This is a genomic window from uncultured Altibacter sp. (assembly GCF_963972995.1).
GTDB lineage: Bacteria > Bacteroidota > Bacteroidia > Flavobacteriales > Flavobacteriaceae > Altibacter.
Genome location: NZ_CAXAXI010000011.1, coordinates 51071 through 67307, shown reverse-complemented (window position 1 = coordinate 67307; position 16237 = coordinate 51071). Strand labels below are relative to the sequence as shown.

General features: G+C 41.5%; 20 protein-coding genes. 17 read left to right on the top strand and 3 right to left on the bottom strand.

Annotated elements, in window-relative coordinates:
- Nucleotides 1–20 precede the first annotated feature (20 nt).
- From AACZ11_RS06590 to AACZ11_RS06575, 4 genes are all read left to right on the top strand, one after another.
- The gene (locus AACZ11_RS06590) at nt 21–683 is read left to right on the top strand and encodes an RNA methyltransferase (protein ID WP_290625900.1); all 663 of its coding nucleotides are present in this window, start codon (nt 21–23) and stop codon (nt 681–683) included.
- A 30-nt stretch (nt 684–713) separates the two neighbouring features.
- Complete coding sequence (locus tag AACZ11_RS06585) at nt 714–1250, top strand: SRPBCC family protein (protein ID WP_339831884.1); 537 nt, start codon at nt 714–716, stop codon at nt 1248–1250.
- Between the two features lie 4 nt (nt 1251–1254).
- The gene (locus tag AACZ11_RS06580) at nt 1255–1629 is read left to right on the top strand and encodes a VOC family protein (protein WP_290624961.1); all 375 of its coding nucleotides are present in this window, start codon (nt 1255–1257) and stop codon (nt 1627–1629) included.
- Nucleotides 1630–1715: 86 nt separating this feature from the next.
- On the top strand, nt 1716–2288 hold the full coding sequence (locus AACZ11_RS06575; RefSeq protein ID WP_290624960.1) for a non-canonical purine NTP diphosphatase: 573 nt from the start codon (nt 1716–1718) through the stop codon (nt 2286–2288).
- A 1-nt stretch (nt 2289) separates the two neighbouring features.
- On the opposite strand, the gene AACZ11_RS06570 is transcribed toward AACZ11_RS06575, so the two are convergent.
- Nucleotides 2290–2901: a hypothetical protein gene (locus AACZ11_RS06570; protein ID WP_290624959.1), complete on the bottom strand. Its 612-nt coding sequence runs from the start codon at nt 2899–2901 to the stop codon at nt 2290–2292.
- 273 nt (nt 2902–3174) lie between these two features.
- Between AACZ11_RS06570 and AACZ11_RS06565 the strand changes: the two genes are divergently transcribed.
- The 4 genes from AACZ11_RS06565 (at nt 3175) to AACZ11_RS06550 (ending at nt 7616) form a co-directional block, all read left to right on the top strand.
- Nucleotides 3175–5004 (top strand): DEAD/DEAH box helicase, encoded by a 1830-nt coding sequence (locus AACZ11_RS06565; RefSeq protein ID WP_290624958.1) that lies wholly within the window; start codon nt 3175–3177, stop codon nt 5002–5004.
- 77 nt (nt 5005–5081) lie between these two features.
- Entirely contained in the window at nt 5082–5858 is a 777-nt protein-coding gene (locus tag AACZ11_RS06560; RefSeq protein ID WP_290624957.1) for a carboxypeptidase-like regulatory domain-containing protein, read from the top strand.
- Nucleotides 5859–5929: 71 nt separating this feature from the next.
- Complete coding sequence (locus AACZ11_RS06555; RefSeq protein ID WP_290624956.1) at nt 5930–7291, top strand: aldehyde dehydrogenase; 1362 nt, start codon at nt 5930–5932, stop codon at nt 7289–7291.
- 13 nt (nt 7292–7304) lie between these two features.
- Nucleotides 7305–7616, top strand: a complete 312-nt coding sequence (locus AACZ11_RS06550; RefSeq protein WP_290624955.1) for a DUF6122 family protein — start codon at nt 7305–7307, stop codon at nt 7614–7616.
- Between the two features lies 1 nt (nt 7617).
- On the opposite strand, the gene rlmH is transcribed toward AACZ11_RS06550, so the two are convergent.
- Nucleotides 7618–8091, bottom strand: coding sequence for a 23S rRNA (pseudouridine(1915)-N(3))-methyltransferase RlmH (rlmH, locus tag AACZ11_RS06545; RefSeq protein ID WP_290624954.1), 474 nt, complete (start codon nt 8089–8091; stop codon nt 7618–7620).
- A 109-nt stretch (nt 8092–8200) separates the two neighbouring features.
- Between rlmH and nadC the strand changes: the two genes are divergently transcribed.
- From nadC to priA, 5 genes are all read left to right on the top strand, one after another.
- Nucleotides 8201–9061 (top strand): carboxylating nicotinate-nucleotide diphosphorylase, encoded by an 861-nt coding sequence (gene nadC, locus AACZ11_RS06540; RefSeq protein WP_290624953.1) that lies wholly within the window; start codon nt 8201–8203, stop codon nt 9059–9061.
- Nucleotides 9058–10002 (top strand): YihY/virulence factor BrkB family protein, encoded by a 945-nt coding sequence (locus AACZ11_RS06535; RefSeq protein ID WP_290624952.1) that lies wholly within the window; start codon nt 9058–9060, stop codon nt 10000–10002. The genes nadC and AACZ11_RS06535 overlap by 4 nt, the downstream gene beginning before the upstream one ends.
- A gap of 31 nt (nt 10003–10033) precedes the next feature.
- Nucleotides 10034–10597, top strand: a complete 564-nt coding sequence (locus AACZ11_RS06530) for a chalcone isomerase family protein (protein ID WP_290624951.1) — start codon at nt 10034–10036, stop codon at nt 10595–10597.
- Nucleotides 10598–10606: 9 nt separating this feature from the next.
- Nucleotides 10607–11035, top strand: coding sequence for a DUF2147 domain-containing protein (locus tag AACZ11_RS06525; protein ID WP_290624950.1), 429 nt, complete (start codon nt 10607–10609; stop codon nt 11033–11035).
- A 147-nt stretch (nt 11036–11182) separates the two neighbouring features.
- The gene (gene priA / locus AACZ11_RS06520) at nt 11183–13651 is read left to right on the top strand and encodes a primosomal protein N' (protein ID WP_290624949.1); all 2469 of its coding nucleotides are present in this window, start codon (nt 11183–11185) and stop codon (nt 13649–13651) included.
- Here priA and AACZ11_RS06515 read toward each other — a convergent pair.
- Nucleotides 13648–14361: a LytTR family DNA-binding domain-containing protein gene (locus AACZ11_RS06515; RefSeq protein WP_034258576.1), complete on the bottom strand. Its 714-nt coding sequence runs from the start codon at nt 14359–14361 to the stop codon at nt 13648–13650. The genes priA and AACZ11_RS06515 overlap by 4 nt on opposite strands.
- A 225-nt stretch (nt 14362–14586) precedes the next feature.
- Between AACZ11_RS06515 and rpsF the strand changes: the two genes are divergently transcribed.
- The 4 genes from rpsF (at nt 14587) to AACZ11_RS06495 (ending at nt 16231) form a co-directional block, all read left to right on the top strand.
- Complete coding sequence (gene rpsF / locus AACZ11_RS06510) at nt 14587–14925, top strand: 30S ribosomal protein S6 (RefSeq protein ID WP_290624948.1); 339 nt, start codon at nt 14587–14589, stop codon at nt 14923–14925.
- 2 nt (nt 14926–14927) lie between these two features.
- On the top strand, nt 14928–15224 hold the full coding sequence (gene rpsR / locus AACZ11_RS06505; RefSeq protein ID WP_034258573.1) for a 30S ribosomal protein S18: 297 nt from the start codon (nt 14928–14930) through the stop codon (nt 15222–15224).
- Nucleotides 15225–15239: 15 nt separating this feature from the next.
- Nucleotides 15240–15692 (top strand): 50S ribosomal protein L9, encoded by a 453-nt coding sequence (gene rplI, locus AACZ11_RS06500; RefSeq protein WP_290624947.1) that lies wholly within the window; start codon nt 15240–15242, stop codon nt 15690–15692.
- Between the two features lie 65 nt (nt 15693–15757).
- Entirely contained in the window at nt 15758–16231 is a 474-nt protein-coding gene (locus tag AACZ11_RS06495) for a DUF6495 family protein (RefSeq protein ID WP_290624946.1), read from the top strand.
- The last annotated feature ends 6 nt before the right edge of the window (nt 16232–16237 follow it).

Genomic DNA, 16237 nt, shown 5'->3' with positions numbered 1-16237 from the left:
ATCTTAGCAAAAATCTCGTAGTGTTGGACCTCGAACTATTTGAATATTTACAATCCTTATTAACCGACCGCAGGAAGCAGTTGTTCGCAGAAGTACTTTCCCGGCGTACCCGTCATTTTACGGTGGTTACCGAAGATGTATATCAGCTGCACAATACCAGTGCCGTGATGCGCACCTGTGATGTCTTTGGCATCCAGGACCTGCATGTGGTGGAGGAACGTTTGGGAAAGCGTATCGACAGGGAGATCGCCATGGGCGCACAGAAATGGGTAAGTCTGCACCGGTACAACGGCATTGATGAATGCATTAAAACGCTTCGGGGCAAGGGATATCAAATTATCGCAACAACACCCCATACAGATGCGATGTTGTTGCATGATTTCGATGTGGCAAAAAAAAGTGCTTTTTTCTTCGGAAAAGAAAGTGACGGACTAAGTAATACGGTACTTCAACAGGCGGACGGATTTTTAAAGATCCCTATGTACGGTTTTACCGAAAGTTTGAATATTTCGGTCTCCGCAGCCATCATTCTGCAAGAGGTCGTTACCCGCATGCGTATTGAAAAAGTGGATTGGGCACTTTCCGAAGCAGAAAAACTAGCAATTGAGATGGAATGGACCCAACGCACCATAAAAAGTTCTGCAGAGATCATTGAGCGTTTTTACAATGATAAAAAGTTGTAAATTTATTCCAACAACCAAAAACTCCTCACTATGATTTTTCTCTACATTTTACTCGGAATCATTGCCTTGCTAATTGTGTTAGCTTTGGCAGCCCCTAAAAAGTACGATGTGCAACGCAGCATTATTGTTAAAAGACCGCTTACGGAGGTCTATAATTACTTAAAATTCGTAAAAAATCAGGATCATTGGTCTCCATGGAAGAAACGCGACCCGAACATGAAACAAACATTCACCGGGACCGATGGTACGGTAGGATTTGTTTCAAAATGGGAAAGTGACCACAAGCAAGTAGGTTCCGGGGAGCAAGAGATCATGACCCTTATTGAGAACGAGCGGGTTGGGACAGAAATAAGGTTCTTAAAACCATGGAAATCGGTTAGCAACGGTTATCTGCTGGTACGTGAGATCAGCCCTAATGAAACCGAAGTGATCTGGGGATTTAACGGAGAGAACAAACCACCCATGAATATTATGATGTTGTTCTTCAATATGGATAAAGCTGTGGGGAAGGACTTTGAAGAAGGATTAACTTCCTTAAAAATTGAACTAGAAAAAAATAATCTGTAACACTATGGAACATAATATGTTTGCTTGGATCGAGATACCGGTCAGTGATATGGCACGGGCTCAAAAATTTTATGAAGCTGTCTTTAAGATCGATATTGAATTGGTAAATTTTGACGGATTTGAGATGGGTTGGTTTCCTTTTGACAAAGACGCCCGCGGTGCAGCCGGAACCCTCGTTAAGCAGGAAAGCTACATCCCTAGTACCGAAGGGCCCTTGGTCTATTTTTTTAGTACCGATGTACAAAAGGAATTGGATAGGGTGGAGGCCGCCGGCGGTAAGATCTACCAAGAGAAGACACAAATCTCTGAAGAACATGGGTACATGGCCGCTTTTATAGACTCTGAAGGTAACCGCGTTGCTTTACATTCACAAAAGTAACCTGATGATCGTATCGGGCTGTGTCCCAGATTCCCATACGCATTAGCGACTAAAATCACCCATCATTCACCAATTGCCAATTATTCATGCAGCTCGTATTTGCCACGCACAATAAAAATAAGTTTATAGAAGTAAAGGCGTTATTGCCGAGTTATTTAGAGCTACTAAGCCTCACTGACATTGGTTGTTTGGAAGATATTCCGGAAACAGCTGCCACCATAGAAGGAAATGCCGCCTTAAAAGCAAATTATGTGCGTGATCGCTATGGATATGATTGTTTTGCAGACGATACGGGTCTAGAAGTGGCCGCTCTTAATAACGAACCCGGAGTGTACAGCGCACGCTATGCCGGTCCGGAAAACGACGCCGATGCGAACATGCAGAAATTGCTCGATAATTTGAAAGACAAATCCGATCGTTCTGCTCGTTTTAAAACAGCTATCGCACTTACCCTTAAAGGAGCGAATACATTGTTTACAGGTATTTGTGAAGGAGAGATCGTTACAGCCCCCCGAGGCGATAAAGGATTTGGTTACGATCCTATTTTCCTGCCAAAGGAATCCTCTCAAACTTTTGCAGAGATGAGCCTTGTCGAAAAAAGTGAGATAGGACATCGCGGGAAAGCGATGCGACAATTGATCGAGTATCTTTCAGAATAGATTAGCCCTTCGACAAAATTCGATTGAGGGGAACTTTGATCCCCAAATAGTGATGAACCCTTGTAATTTCGTCTTTTACCACACGCGTGGCTGAGGTATGAATTCCCACATCGATCGTAATGATATCTGTAATACGGTAATTAACAGCCATTTTTATGGGAATATCGAATGTTCGTATAGCTTCGTCTGTTACACTAAAGTCTCCTTCAAACTCCGGGGTATCGAGCATATAAGCGAAACCGCCTCCTAAATTCAAGTATATATTGGTGTTCCATAGTTCGGCTGTAATGTAGGGAATGATATTCAGGGATTTAAAGACATTGTCTTGGAATTCGGTGGCAGAAGTTTCAGTATAGTATATTTCGGCAGCAAGGCCAAAATGCTCGTGGAAATAATAGGTGCCGTATGCACCCAAACTAAAATTCGTTTCAAAACCCGTAGTTCGCGATCCTTCGGATCCACCTCCCGGTCCGCCTATCACAATAAAGGAACTATCCGGCACATTGAATGAGGTACGGTCGTAGTTTACCATTGGACCCACCTCAAATTGCTGACCCACGCTTGGAATGGAAAAAAGAAATACAGAGAAAATTAGAAAGAATAGATTTTTCATGTAGTAAGGTTGTGACAAATTAGATTATTAAGCACGATAAATATAAATAAATCTCACAAAGGGAACCCTTTTGGGTACACATAGCTATAGCATTCATAAAAAACTCATAATGCAAATTGAGATACCAAATTAAAGAGTATCTTTGCGCCCTCGTTCACCGTGCGATAATCGGGGTTCTAGGTAAGCCTCAGGGTGAGGCAGTACTGCAGGAAGTGATAAGGTTTATTTGTCGAGTCCGCTTCAGTAAGTACAAATAAACACTTAAAATTCACTATGTCTACATTTAAATCGTTAGGCCTTAACGAGCAATTGCTTCAGGCCATTACCGATCTGGGTTTTGAATCCCCTTCGGAAGTACAAGAAAAAACAATTCCAATACTTTTAAGCAAAGAGACCGATCTTGTTTCTTTAGCACAAACCGGTACCGGAAAGACCGCCGCATTTGGTTTTCCGATGCTTCAGAAGATCAATGCCGAAAGCAGGACGACCCAAGGGTTGATCCTTTCTCCAACACGCGAGCTGTGCCTTCAGATCACGAATGAGTTGAATAACTACGGAAAGTATCTAAAAGGGCTTAACGTTGTTGCGGTCTATGGTGGTGCAAGCATTACAGAACAAGCCAAACAGATTAAAAAAGGAGCGCAGGTTATTGTGGCAACGCCCGGTAGGATGAAGGATATGATCGGCCGAAGAATGATCGATATCTCAAAGATCGAATACTGTGTTTTGGATGAGGCCGATGAAATGCTGAACATGGGCTTCTATGAAGACATTACCGAAATCCTTTCTCATTCCCCCGAAGACAAGAGTACTTGGTTGTTTAGTGCTACCATGCCAAAGGAGGTTGCTTCTATTGCGAAAAAATTTATGCATACGCCTGTCGAAATCACGGTCGGATCGAAAAATGTGAGTACGGAAGCCGTTTCTCATGAGTACTATCTGGTAAATACACGGGATCGATATGCTGCTCTAAAACGACTTTGTGACGCCAATCCCGATATATTTTCGGTGATTTTTTGCAGAACAAAGCGCGATACTCAAAAAGTAGCAGAACAACTTATCACCGATGGCTACAATGCCGCAGCTTTGCACGGTGACTTGAGTCAGAATCAGCGGGATCTGGTCATGAAATCCTTCAGAAACAGGCAGATCCAAATGTTAGTAGCAACCGATGTGGCAGCTCGAGGAATCGATGTAGATGATATTACACATGTGATCAATTATCAGCTTCCGGATGAGATCGAAACATACACACACCGAAGTGGTCGAACAGGTCGTGCCGGTAAGAGTGGGGTTTCCATGGTGATTGTTTCTAAGAGTGAAGTACGAAAGATCGGGGCTATTGAGAAGATCATTCAGAAAAAATTCGAAAAGAAGGATATTCCGGGTGGCATGGAGATCTGCGAAGTCCAGTTATTCCACCTAGCAAACAGTATCAAGAATACTGCGATCAATCATGAGATCGACATGTATCTGCCCAATATTAACGAAGTGTTGTCCGATTTCAGTAAGGAAGAACTTATTAAGAAGGTGTTCTCGGTTGAATTTACTCGTTTTTATAATTATTACAAAAATGCCAAGGATCTCAATGCGCCGGGTGGCAGCGGAAAGGATCATGATGACAGTGATTCCAAGGATTCTACGCGCTATTTTATAAATATTGGCGCCAAGGATGACTTCGATTGGATGACACTGAAAGATTTTTTACGGGATCTGTTAGGATTGGAAAAGGACGATGTCTATAAAGTAGACGTAAAGGACAGCTTTTCATTCTTTAATACCGATACCAAACACGAGGAAATGGTATTGGGTATCTTTAACGATTTTAAGCTCGACGGAAGAAACATTTCGGTAGAAGTTTCTAAGGATCGCGGCGGAAGAGGAAGAAGTGGCGGAGGCCGTGGTCGCAGCGACCGAAGCCGAAGCGGTCGTGGTGATGGTAAACGAGGAAGCTTTAAAAGTGAGGGCGGATCAAAAGGAGGCTTTAAAAAGCGCGGGAACGAAAGTAGCGGAGATCGACCCAAATTTAGTGGTAAAAGCCGGAGGAAGAATGAGAAACCTCAAAATTCAGGTACCGGTGGAAGACGCCGTCGTAAAGGATAATTTCCGAAAATAGTAGATTCGTTGAAACTTTCGATGGAAAAACACGTCTATATTGTGTACTTTTATGCTTTCTTGCTATGAAACACCTCCTTCTACTTATATTTTTCCTTACATCCGTGGGTGCGATCGCTCAAGAGTCTATCGTTACGCCTCCTTTAATTAAAGGGAAGGTGCTCAATGATGCCAATGATCAACCTTTGGAGAATGTAAACATTGTTAATTTGAACAGTGTAGTGGGGGCTACTTCTAACGCCGAAGGAGATTTTGAGATACGAGCCGTAGTGAACGATACTTTGTATTTTAGTTACTTAGGATTCAAATCCATTAGGGTGCGAGTTACCAATGACTGGTTAAAGTTTGGGGACATCAAGATCAAGATGACCGAACTGGGGATCGCCTTAGAAGAAGTAGTGGTGCGGCCCATTCAACTTACAGGTTATGTGGAAGTAGATGCGAAAACCATTCCTATTTACGATAATTACCGATACCGCATTAGCGGCGTAGGTTCCGGTTACGAAGGAGGGAGCCAACAGCCCGGCGCAGTGAACAAAGTACTGAGTGCGATCTTCAATCCAGCCGATTTCCTCTACAATGTGTTTGGAAAACGACCCACCCAAATGCGAAAGCTTCGGAAAATGAAGGAAGACGATGAGATACGTAATTTGCTTCAGAGCAAGTTCGACAGAGAAACCCTCATGGCGGTGCTTCAGTTGGAAAAGGTAGACATTGACGAAATTCTAAACAATTGTAACTATTCCAAGGACTTTATCCGCACGGCGAATGACCTTCAGATTTTGGATGCTATCAATGAGTGTTACGAAGAATACAAAGTGTTAAACCGAAAGAAAAAATAGTTTTTATTTTATTTAACAGAATCGTTGTTCTTTTAGGGTATTTTTAGGGAAATTCAAATCTCCAATAAACCATGGAAGAGATCATTTCGCGACAACGTGCTTTCTTCAACACCCATTCAACCAAAGAGCTTTCCTTTCGACTGGAACAGTTAGAGAAATTGGGACATGTGCTTACTACGCATGAACAGCAGCTTAATGAGGCTATCTTTAAGGATTTTAAAAAAAGTCCCATTGAGAACTACATCACAGAATTAGCCTTGTTGCTTAAGGAGATCAAGGACATCAAGAACAACCTTCATTATTGGGCTCGCAAGAAACGCGTAGCTACCAATCTGGCAAATTTCCCTGCTGCCAGCTACTTGTATCCGGAGCCATTAGGGGTGTGTTTGGTGATAGGCGCCTGGAACTACCCGTATCAACTATCGTTTGCGCCCGTGATCGCTGCCATTGCTGCAGGAAATACGGTGGTGTTAAAGCCTAGTGAATTGCCTTCACACACGTCCTCCTTAATGGCAACATTGGTTAAAGATCATTTCGATCCTGCCTTTTTTACAGTTGTAGAAGGGGGAGTCGAAGCAACTACAGAGTTATTGGATCAAAAATTCGATAAGATTTTTTTTACCGGGAGCACGAAAGTTGGAAAGATCGTTTATAAGGCGGCTGCCAAAAATCTTACACCTGTCACATTAGAGATGGGCGGCAAGAGTCCCGCTATTATTATGAAGGATGCCCATTTAAAAATGACGGTGAAGCGGCTTATTTGGGCAAAATTTCTAAATTCGGGACAAACTTGTATCGCTCCGGATTACGTAATGATCGAAGAGTCAATTGAAGAAGAATTCTTAAAACTTGCTAAAGAAGAGATTCTGAGTGCGAAGTATGCATTTGAGAACGATAATTATGTGCAGATCATCAATGAATCAAATTTCGATCGTCTCGTGGGTTTGCTCGATCCAGATAAGATATACTATGGTGGAAAAACAGATAAGGATAATCGTTATATACAACCAACGCTTATGTTCAATGTCACTTTTGAAGATGCCGTGATGCAGGAAGAGATCTTTGGACCCCTATTGCCCGTAATAGTTTTTGACAAGTTGGATCATGCCATTGACAAGATACGAAGCTTGCCAAAACCTTTATCTTGTTATATCTTCACTAGGAATAAGCAGACAGAGCGGAAGCTCCTAAAAGAACTGTCGTTTGGAGGCGGTGCAATCAATGAAGCGTTGATGCACATTAGCAATCCGCATTTGCCATTCGGTGGTGTTGGAAACAGTGGCATAGGGAATTACCATGGCGAAGCCGGATTTGAAGCATTCTCACACTATAAAAGCATTTTAAAAAAGCCAACCTGGTTGGAGCTGCCTTTAAAGTATCCGCCGTATTCATCCTCGAAGTTTCGTTGGTTAAAACGACTTATGAAGTTATAATAAATCCCTGTCAATGCTACAAACCCTGCTTCATTACAGTCTGCACTTCTTGTTTCCGGGATTGCTGGCATGGATCTTTTTTAGGCGACAATGGCAGCTTGCTTGGGCGATCATGCTGGCGACGATGTTGGTCGACTTGGATCACCTCTTAGCCACACCCATTTTTGCTGAAGACCGTTGCAGTATCAATTTCCACCCCTTGCATTCCTATGCGGCGATAGGCGTTTACTTGGTGTTGCTCTTTTTCAAGCGAACCCGTATCATTGCCGTTGGTCTGTTGCTGCACATGTTAACTGATGGAATTGATTGTATCTGGATGCGATAGCTTATAGATGATGGTAGGGCTCGTTTTTTAGGATGGTAAAAGCGCGGTAAAGTTGCTCCACGAAGAACAAACGTATCATTTGATGGGAGAAGGTCATGGCAGACAGGGACAGTTTGCCATTAGCTCTTTGGTACACTGCTTCGGAAAAACCATAGGGACCTCCAATAACAAAGATCAATTGTTTGAGTCCGCTGTTCATTTTTTTCTGAAGGAATTCAGAAAAACCAACTGACGAAAGGATTTTGCCTTTTTCGTCAAGCAACACGACAGTATCACTGCTTTGTATTCGTTTGAGGATCAATTCACCTTCGGCCTGTTTTTGTTGTTCTACTGAAAGGTGCTTCGTATTCTTGATATCGGCAATGACCTCCATGGAAAAAGGAATATAAAATCCCAAGCGCCTTGCGTAATCTTCCGTCATGGCAGAAAGTTGTTTACTGTCGGTCTTGCCAATAACAAGTAAGCTAATTTTCATGGATAAATCATTCAGAATTTAAAAATACAAAGATAAAATGAATGGTCTTGCCCGCTATCCCTTCGGTCTTCAAACTTTTTAAGTTATTTTAGCTAAAAATTGGTTCGCTATGATTTCAAAAAAGCAATTCAATAAAGAAGTGGATCGCATTATTTCCAATGCCATCCGGGAAGATGTAGGCGATGGAGATCACAGTTCTCTTGCTTGTATCCCTGAAGATGCAACAGGTACGGCGAAATTATTGGTAAAAGATAATGGGATCATTGCGGGTGTGGATTTCGCCCGTCAGGTTTTCGAATTTGTAGATCCGGGTTTAGAGCTGGACATTAGAATTACCGACGGAAGCCCTGTGAAATATGGTGATGTTTGCTTTTATATTTCGGGTTTGTCACAATCCATCTTAAAAAGCGAACGCTTGGTATTAAACGCCATGCAACGAATGAGTGCCATAGCAACCAAGACCCGTCAGTATGTAGAGGTTTTGGAAGGGACAGGCACGAAGATATTGGATACCCGAAAAACCACTCCAGGGATTCGTGCGCTGGAGAAATGGGCGGTGAAGATAGGGGGTGGCGAGAACCATCGGTTTGCATTGTACGATATGATCATGCTCAAGGATAATCATATTGATTTTTGTGGCGGTGTTACGAAAGCCATTGAGAAAACCAAGGAATACCTACGTGAGAGTAGTATGAACTTGAAGATTATTGTCGAAGCTCGTGACCTTTCAGAAATTGAAGAGATATTAAAGAACGACGGTGTATACCGTATTCTTATTGATAATTTTAATTATGAAGATACAAAGAAAGCTGTTGCCATGATTGGCGACCGCTGTCTCACCGAATCCAGTGGTGGCATCACTTTAGAAACTGCGAGAAAATACGCCGAATGTGGTGTAGATTACATTTCCAGTGGTGCTTTGACACATTCCGTTTACAACATGGACCTAAGCCTAAAAGCAGTTCAATGAGCACCGAAGCCGGAAGAAAAGCCACGCTACTCGAACAATTGAAATCATGGTTTACACACAGGATCGATCAACTGGTGGCGAGGAGTAAGCAAATTAAACTTCCCGGTTTTCACGGTCTAACGTTGTACCACCTTTTGGATATTTATGGTTCGGGGATCATTAAAGGAACCTTTTCATCACGTGCTACATCAATTGCTTATAGCTTTTTTGTGGCTTTATTTCCTTTTCTGCTTTTTATACTGAACTTAATACCGCTCGTCCCAATCGAAGGCTTTCAAACCCGTTTTCTAATATTTATTGAAGATCTGTTACCACCGCAAACAGCCGAGTTCTTTTATCCGACCATTGCAGATATTGCGGTGAATCCACGAGGCGGAGGACTGCTTTCTTTTGTATTCTTTTTATCTCTGTTTTTAGCGGCGAATGGAGTGAACGCCATTTTCAGTGCATTTGAATATTCGTTTCACGTTACTATGAACAGAGGCTTCTTTAGGCAGTACAGTGTTGCGTTGGTGGTCTCTATCTTTTTGGCATTGTTGTTGTTAATTACGGTAGGAGTCATCTTGTATGGTGAATATGTTATCAATAGCTTGAAAGGAAATGAATATATACAGAATGACCTTTTTTGGATCTCGGCTTTACAGCTAATCGTATTTGTAGTCATGGTATATGTAATCATTTCTACGCTCTATTACTACGGAACCAAGGAAGGGAAAGAATCTCGATTCTTTTCGATAGGAGCGTTGATCACCACCTTGTTGTTCATGCTAACGACCTACCTGTTTGGAATTTATATTAATAATTTTTCCAATTATAATGAGTTGTATGGATCCATTGGTGCACTTTTAATAATGATGTTATATATTTGGATCAATGCAAATCTATTGCTGCTAGGATTTGAATTGAATATTTCACTGCAGCGACTTAAGGACAAATATTAATTTTAATACTAAATAACGTAAATACTCTCTCATGAAAAATCTACTTGTACTTATTATTGCTTTGGTCACCGTGAATGTGTCCATGGCACAAACCCAGGTTGGCAGTGTCACCTTGCCTAATACGCTTAGCTTTGGCGGCGACGATTTGGTGTTGAATGGCGCCGGTATTCGAAAAAAGGCGATGATACTTAAATTGTATTCCGGCGGATTATACCTTACAAAAAAATCAAGCGACGCCAAATCCATCATGAATGCCGATGAGACCATGGCCATTCGATTGGTCATCACTTCTAGTTTTGTATCCAGCGATGCGATGAAAGAAGCCGTGGAAGAAGGATTTGATGCTTCGATGGGTGGTGACACCTCTTCTTTAAACACAGAGATACAAAAGTTCATAAAATTCTTTAATGATGAGATCGTAGAAGATGACACCTTCGATATTACCTATCAAAAGGGGAAAGGCGTTGTCGCGTATAAAAATGGTAAAGAACTTGGCACTATTTCCGGAATGAAATTCAAAAGAGCACTTTTTGGTATTTGGATGGGGAATGACCCGGTGGATAGCAAGTTGAAAAAAGCCATGCTTGGTAACTAAGAAAACAGGATGATAAAAAATTTGATCTTAGTATTTGTTCTTGCTTTCGTAACAGCTGGCGTGCACTCCCAAAGTGTCCTTGGAAAATGGAAGACAGTAGACGATAAGACCGGCATTACCAAATCGGTGGTGGAGATCTACGAACAAGACGGAAAGGTGTATGGAAAAGTTGTGGAGATCTTGAATAAAGACAGACAAGACGCTGTCTGCGATCAATGTGAAGGCGCCGACAAGAACAAAAAGATCTTGGGTCTAACTATTATTCGCGGACTTGAAAAGGATGGTGATGAATACAACGGCGGACACATTTTAGATCCCGAGAACGGAAAATTGTACAAATGTTATATTGAATTAGAAGCGCCTAATAAGCTAAAAGTAAGAGGTTATATAGGATTTTCCTTACTAGGGCGATCCCAATTCTGGTATCGCGTAAAATAATACTTGTTTATAAGTAATGAGAAAGGCCGTCTATTAAATGGATGGCCTTTTTTAATTTTATAAAATAGTTCTAGCTCCTATGCTTTACAAAGGAATTATCATTTAATTACGGGAAACCTTTAATCTTAAACCAAAACAATTGGCAGGGTGCCGCCATTACAAGTTGTGTATTTTATAGATGTCATATTACCCATTCCTTTAAAACAAGCGTTCACATACCATGTGAACAAAGATGAAGCGGCATTTTTAGAACAGGGGATGCGGGTGGCTGTACCCTTCGGTAAGTCCAAAATATACACCGGAATCGTTTATGCTGTCTATGCCAATAATCCACCGGGTTATGAAACAAAATCGATTGACCAGATCTTGGATGAGTCACCCATCATTACAACGACTCAAATACGTCATTGGGAGTGGATGGCTAATTATTATATGTGTACCCTTGGGGAGGTAATTCGGGCGGCTTTGCCAAGTGCATTTTTACTGGAGAGTGAAACCATAGTGATGTTAGCTTCGGAAAAGGAAGTAGACGAATCCGGATTTTCTGATGAGGAGTTCTTGGTTTATGAGGCATTGCAGCATCAGTCCGCACTGCATATAAATGATATTCGGTCGATCTTGGACCGAAGCAATGTAGTAAGAGTGTTGCAAACCATGCTTCAGAAAGGGGTGATCCAAGTTCAAGAAGAAGTGTTCGAGCAGTATACCCCCAAATTAAAGCGCTACATTAAACTTAGTGCGCATTATTCCGAAGAAGAGAACTTAAAAGAGTTGCTGGACCTTCTAACCCGTGCTCCGAAGCAGCGTGCGGTATTGATGACACTCTTTATGCTTTCGTCACAGCAAAAGCGACCGGTGGACTCAATCACACTTCAGAAAAAAAGTGATGCCTCGGCAGCAGTCCTTAGAACATTGCTTGACAAAGGAATCCTTGAAGAATTCTACATTCAAAAAGACCGAATTGAATATTCCGGAGCGGATACAGCGGCCATCAAGACATTGAATCCTGCACAAGAGCAGGCGTTTAATGATATTAAAACCTCCTTTGAATCCTACGAAGTTACCTTATTGCACGGTGTTACTTCCAGTGGCAAGACAGAAATCTATGTGCGCCTTATGGAAGAACTGCTGGATAGCGGAAGACAAATTTTGTATATGTTGCCGGAGATCGCTTTAACGACCCAATTGATCTCCCGGCTTCAAAATTATTTTGGCGAACGGGTGTCGGTCTATCATTCTAAACACTCTATTAATGAGCGGGTGGAGGTATGGAACAATGTGTTGGATATGAAACCGAAAGTCCAAATCGTTATTGGTGCACGTTCGTCTCTTTTTCTGCCCTTTCAGAATTTAGGATTGGTGATCGTGGATGAAGAACACGAACCCTCTTTTAAGCAATACAGTCCCGCCCCTCGTTATCACGGTCGTGACAGTGCCGTTGTCTTAGCGCAATTACATAACGCCAAAGTGATTATGGGTTCTGCGACACCAGCCATAGAAACCTATCACAATGCCAAGACTCATAAATATGGTATGGTGTCTTTAAAGAAACGTTATGGGAATGTGCTCATGCCCGAAATAACCCTTATTGATATCAAGGAAAAGCATCGAAAAAAACAAATGACAGGTCATTTTAGTGATCAGTTATTGAAAGAGATGTCCGAAGCATTGGGTCATGGAGAACAAGTAATGTTGTTTCAGAACAGAAGAGGATTCTCTCCTGTTGTAGAATGTACTACCTGTGGCATAGCACCTCAATGTCCCAATTGTGATGTAAGCTTAACCTATCATCAACATAAAAATGAGTTACGCTGTCACTACTGCGGGTATCACATGATAATGCTCATAAGCTGTATGGCCTGCGGTAGCGAAACGCTGGATACGAAGGGTTTTGGAACAGAGCAAATAGAATCTGAGCTTTCTGTTTTATTCCCCGATCATCGCATTGCCCGAATGGACCAAGACACCACCAAAGGGAAATACGCTTATGCAAAATTGATCGATGCATTGGAAAATCAGGAGATCGACATATTAGTAGGAACACAAATGTTGGCAAAGGGACTGGATTTCAGGAATGTGAGTCTGGTAGGGGTGATGAATGCAGATAATCTACTCAACTTCCCCGATTTTAGAGCACATGAGCGAAGTTTTCAATTATTACAACAGGTTTCGGGTAGGGCAGGTCGTACACAAAAACGCGGTAGGGTATTGATCCAAACCTATAATCCGTACCATCAAATCCTGCAGCAGGTTAGTATGAATGATTATGAAGGAATGTACAAACAGCAAATAGAAGAACGTTATCAATACCATTATCCGCCGTTCCACCGACTTATAAAAATCACGTTCAAGGATAAGAATCAATATAAGATGCAACAAGCCGCAGCTTGGTATGGGCGTGCATTGGAGCTAAAGTTGGAAGAACATGTGCTAGGCCCCGTAGCGCCGCCGGTTGCACGAATTAGGAATAAATATATATCCAATATTCTGGTGAAAGTACCTAAGACACTCTCTTTGAAAAAAACAAAAGCATATATAGATGGAGTGCAGCGAAGTTTTAATTCACTGAAAGAATTCTCTACAGTACGCGTGTTGATAGATGTTGATACCTTTTAAGAACGGATGCTAGCGGCAAGCGCCTCCACCAAGTCAGCTTTTCGGTTTCTGCTAAGCGGCAACTGCTCTTTATCTAATTCGATCACCTTACTGTTATAACGCTCCACTTTGTCCAGATTCACTATATACGATTTATGGATACGTAAGAAGCGATCTTCCGGTAATAAGGATTCGAAGGCCTTCATAGTAGAGAGGACTACAAGCGCATCGTGTTCGGTGACAAGCTTTACGTAATCACCCAAAGCTTCGATGTACCGAAGTTCGTTAAGGAATACTTTTCGTTTTTTAAGGTTGCTCTTCACAAAAATAAAGTCTTCCTCGTCAAATCCGTCGTCATTCTTAAGCTTGTAATTGGTGATCGCTTTGTGCACTGCGTTTAGGAAACGCTCTTTAGAGATCGGTTTCCGAAGGTAATCGACAGCATCGTAATCGAACGCTTTAAAAGCGTATTTGGTCTTACCCGTCACAAAGATGATCTGTGGTTTGTGGGTAAGGTCATCTAAAAGGTCAAAACCGGACAGAATAGGCATTTCAATATCCAGAAAGATAAGATCGATCTCGGTAGTGGCCAACCCCATTTTCGCTTCAATAGCGTTGTTGTATTCGGCTACCAAATTTAGAGATGGATGATTTTCAATAAGTTTGACGATGGAAAGTCGCTGCAACGTCGAATCGTCAACAATAGCACACTTAAGTATTGGTTTATCCACTGTTAGCTAGTTTAATAATACAGCAATTATAAGTAAAAAATCGATGAATGGCAAGTTTTTTTAACATTTGTCGTGAAAATTACACACTTTATCTTTTTGTGTAGGAAAAAAACCATGTTTTGAAAGTATTTTAATAAGGGTTTGAAAATTAGAATTAATGTAGTATTTTTGCACGCTCTTGGCAAAGCGCCATGAGTATATAAATAATTTTAAGTACGATTTTTTATGAATCATTATGAAACTGTTTTCATCTTAAATCCCGTTTTATCTGAAGAACAGATAAAGGAAACAGTTAAGAAATACGAAGATATTCTTGTTTCTAAAGGTGCTAAGATGATATCAAAAGAGAATTGGGGGTTAAAGAAATTAGCCTACGCAATTCAACACAAAAAGAGTGGTTTTTACCATTTGTTCGAGCACACCGCTCCCGGTGACGCTATCAACGATTTAGAGGTTGAGTTTAGAAGGGATGAACGCATCATGCGTTATCTTACCGTTACTTTAGACAAGCATGCGATCGCTTGGGCAGAGAAGAGAAGAAACCGTAACAAACAAACCGCATAATCATGGCAACTTTACAACAACAAGCAAAAGGAAAAAAGGACGGAGAGATTAGATATCTTACTCCTTTGAACATTGAGACGTCTAAAGCTAAGAAATACTGTCGTTTTAAAAAGTCTGGTATTAAGTATGTGGATTATAAAGATCCGGATTTCTTATTGAAGTTTGTGAACGAACAAGGTAAGATCTTACCAAGGCGTTTAACAGGAACTTCGTTGAAATACCAACGCAAAGTGGCTGTTGCCGTTAAGAGAGCGCGTCATTTGGCACTAATGCCATATGTGGCCGATTTATTAAAATAAAAAGCAGATAGGATTATGGAACTTATATTAAAGAACGACGTAGAGAACCTAGGATTTGCAGACGACGTAGTGACTGTAAAGAGTGGATACGGAAGAAACTTCTTGATTCCTAACGGGCACGCTGTGTTGGCAACTCCTTCTGCGAAGAAAGTGTTGGCAGAGACGTTAAAGCAACGTGCTTACAAAGAAAAGAAGATTATTGAAGATGCTCAAAAAGAGGCTAATAAATTGAACGGTCTTGAAATAAAAATGTCTGCTAAAGCAGGAGAAGGTGACAAATTATTTGGATCTGTTACCAATGCCGATCTAGCGGAAGCTTTGGAAAAAGAAGGTGTTTCTATCGAGAAGAAATACATTTCAATATTGGGGGGTAGCATTAAGCGTACCGGTCAATACGAAGCGACAATTCGCTTCCACCGAGATGTGATCTCAAACTTCACATTCGACGTAGTAGCGGAAGCAAAGTAATTTGTTGACCAAAACATATAAAACCCTCCCTGTGAAAGCTTCGGAGGGTTTTTTTATTACATACTATGAAATATACCCGACTTACAAAAGAACAGTTTGAAGAATTACATCCCGAATTCATCAACTTCCTGGCAACACAATCTATTACGGCAAAGGAATGGGCCTCTATTAAGGAGAAGCAACCCGAAGTAGCCGAACAGGAGTTGGACGTTTTTAGCGATCTCATTTGGGAAGGGGTGTTGTCCAAAGCTGGCTATCTGGAGAACATATCGCCTCAGCAACTGTTCCTATTTAAATTAGAAGCCACGAAGATGCGCTTGATCGTTGTAAAGGTAACCGATACGACTAAAGATATTACAACGCCCGAAGGATACCGCTGGCTTCAACAAAACTATGCTTCAGATACTGTAGAGTTTCTTCAAGCCTCGAAGGAATATTCGAACGACAAGCATGGAGATATCTTTGACTTGATCCAACAAGGATCGGTCATTACGAAAGGGGAACTCTATACGTTTTTCAGCAACTTGCTTCAGCAATAAGAGTTT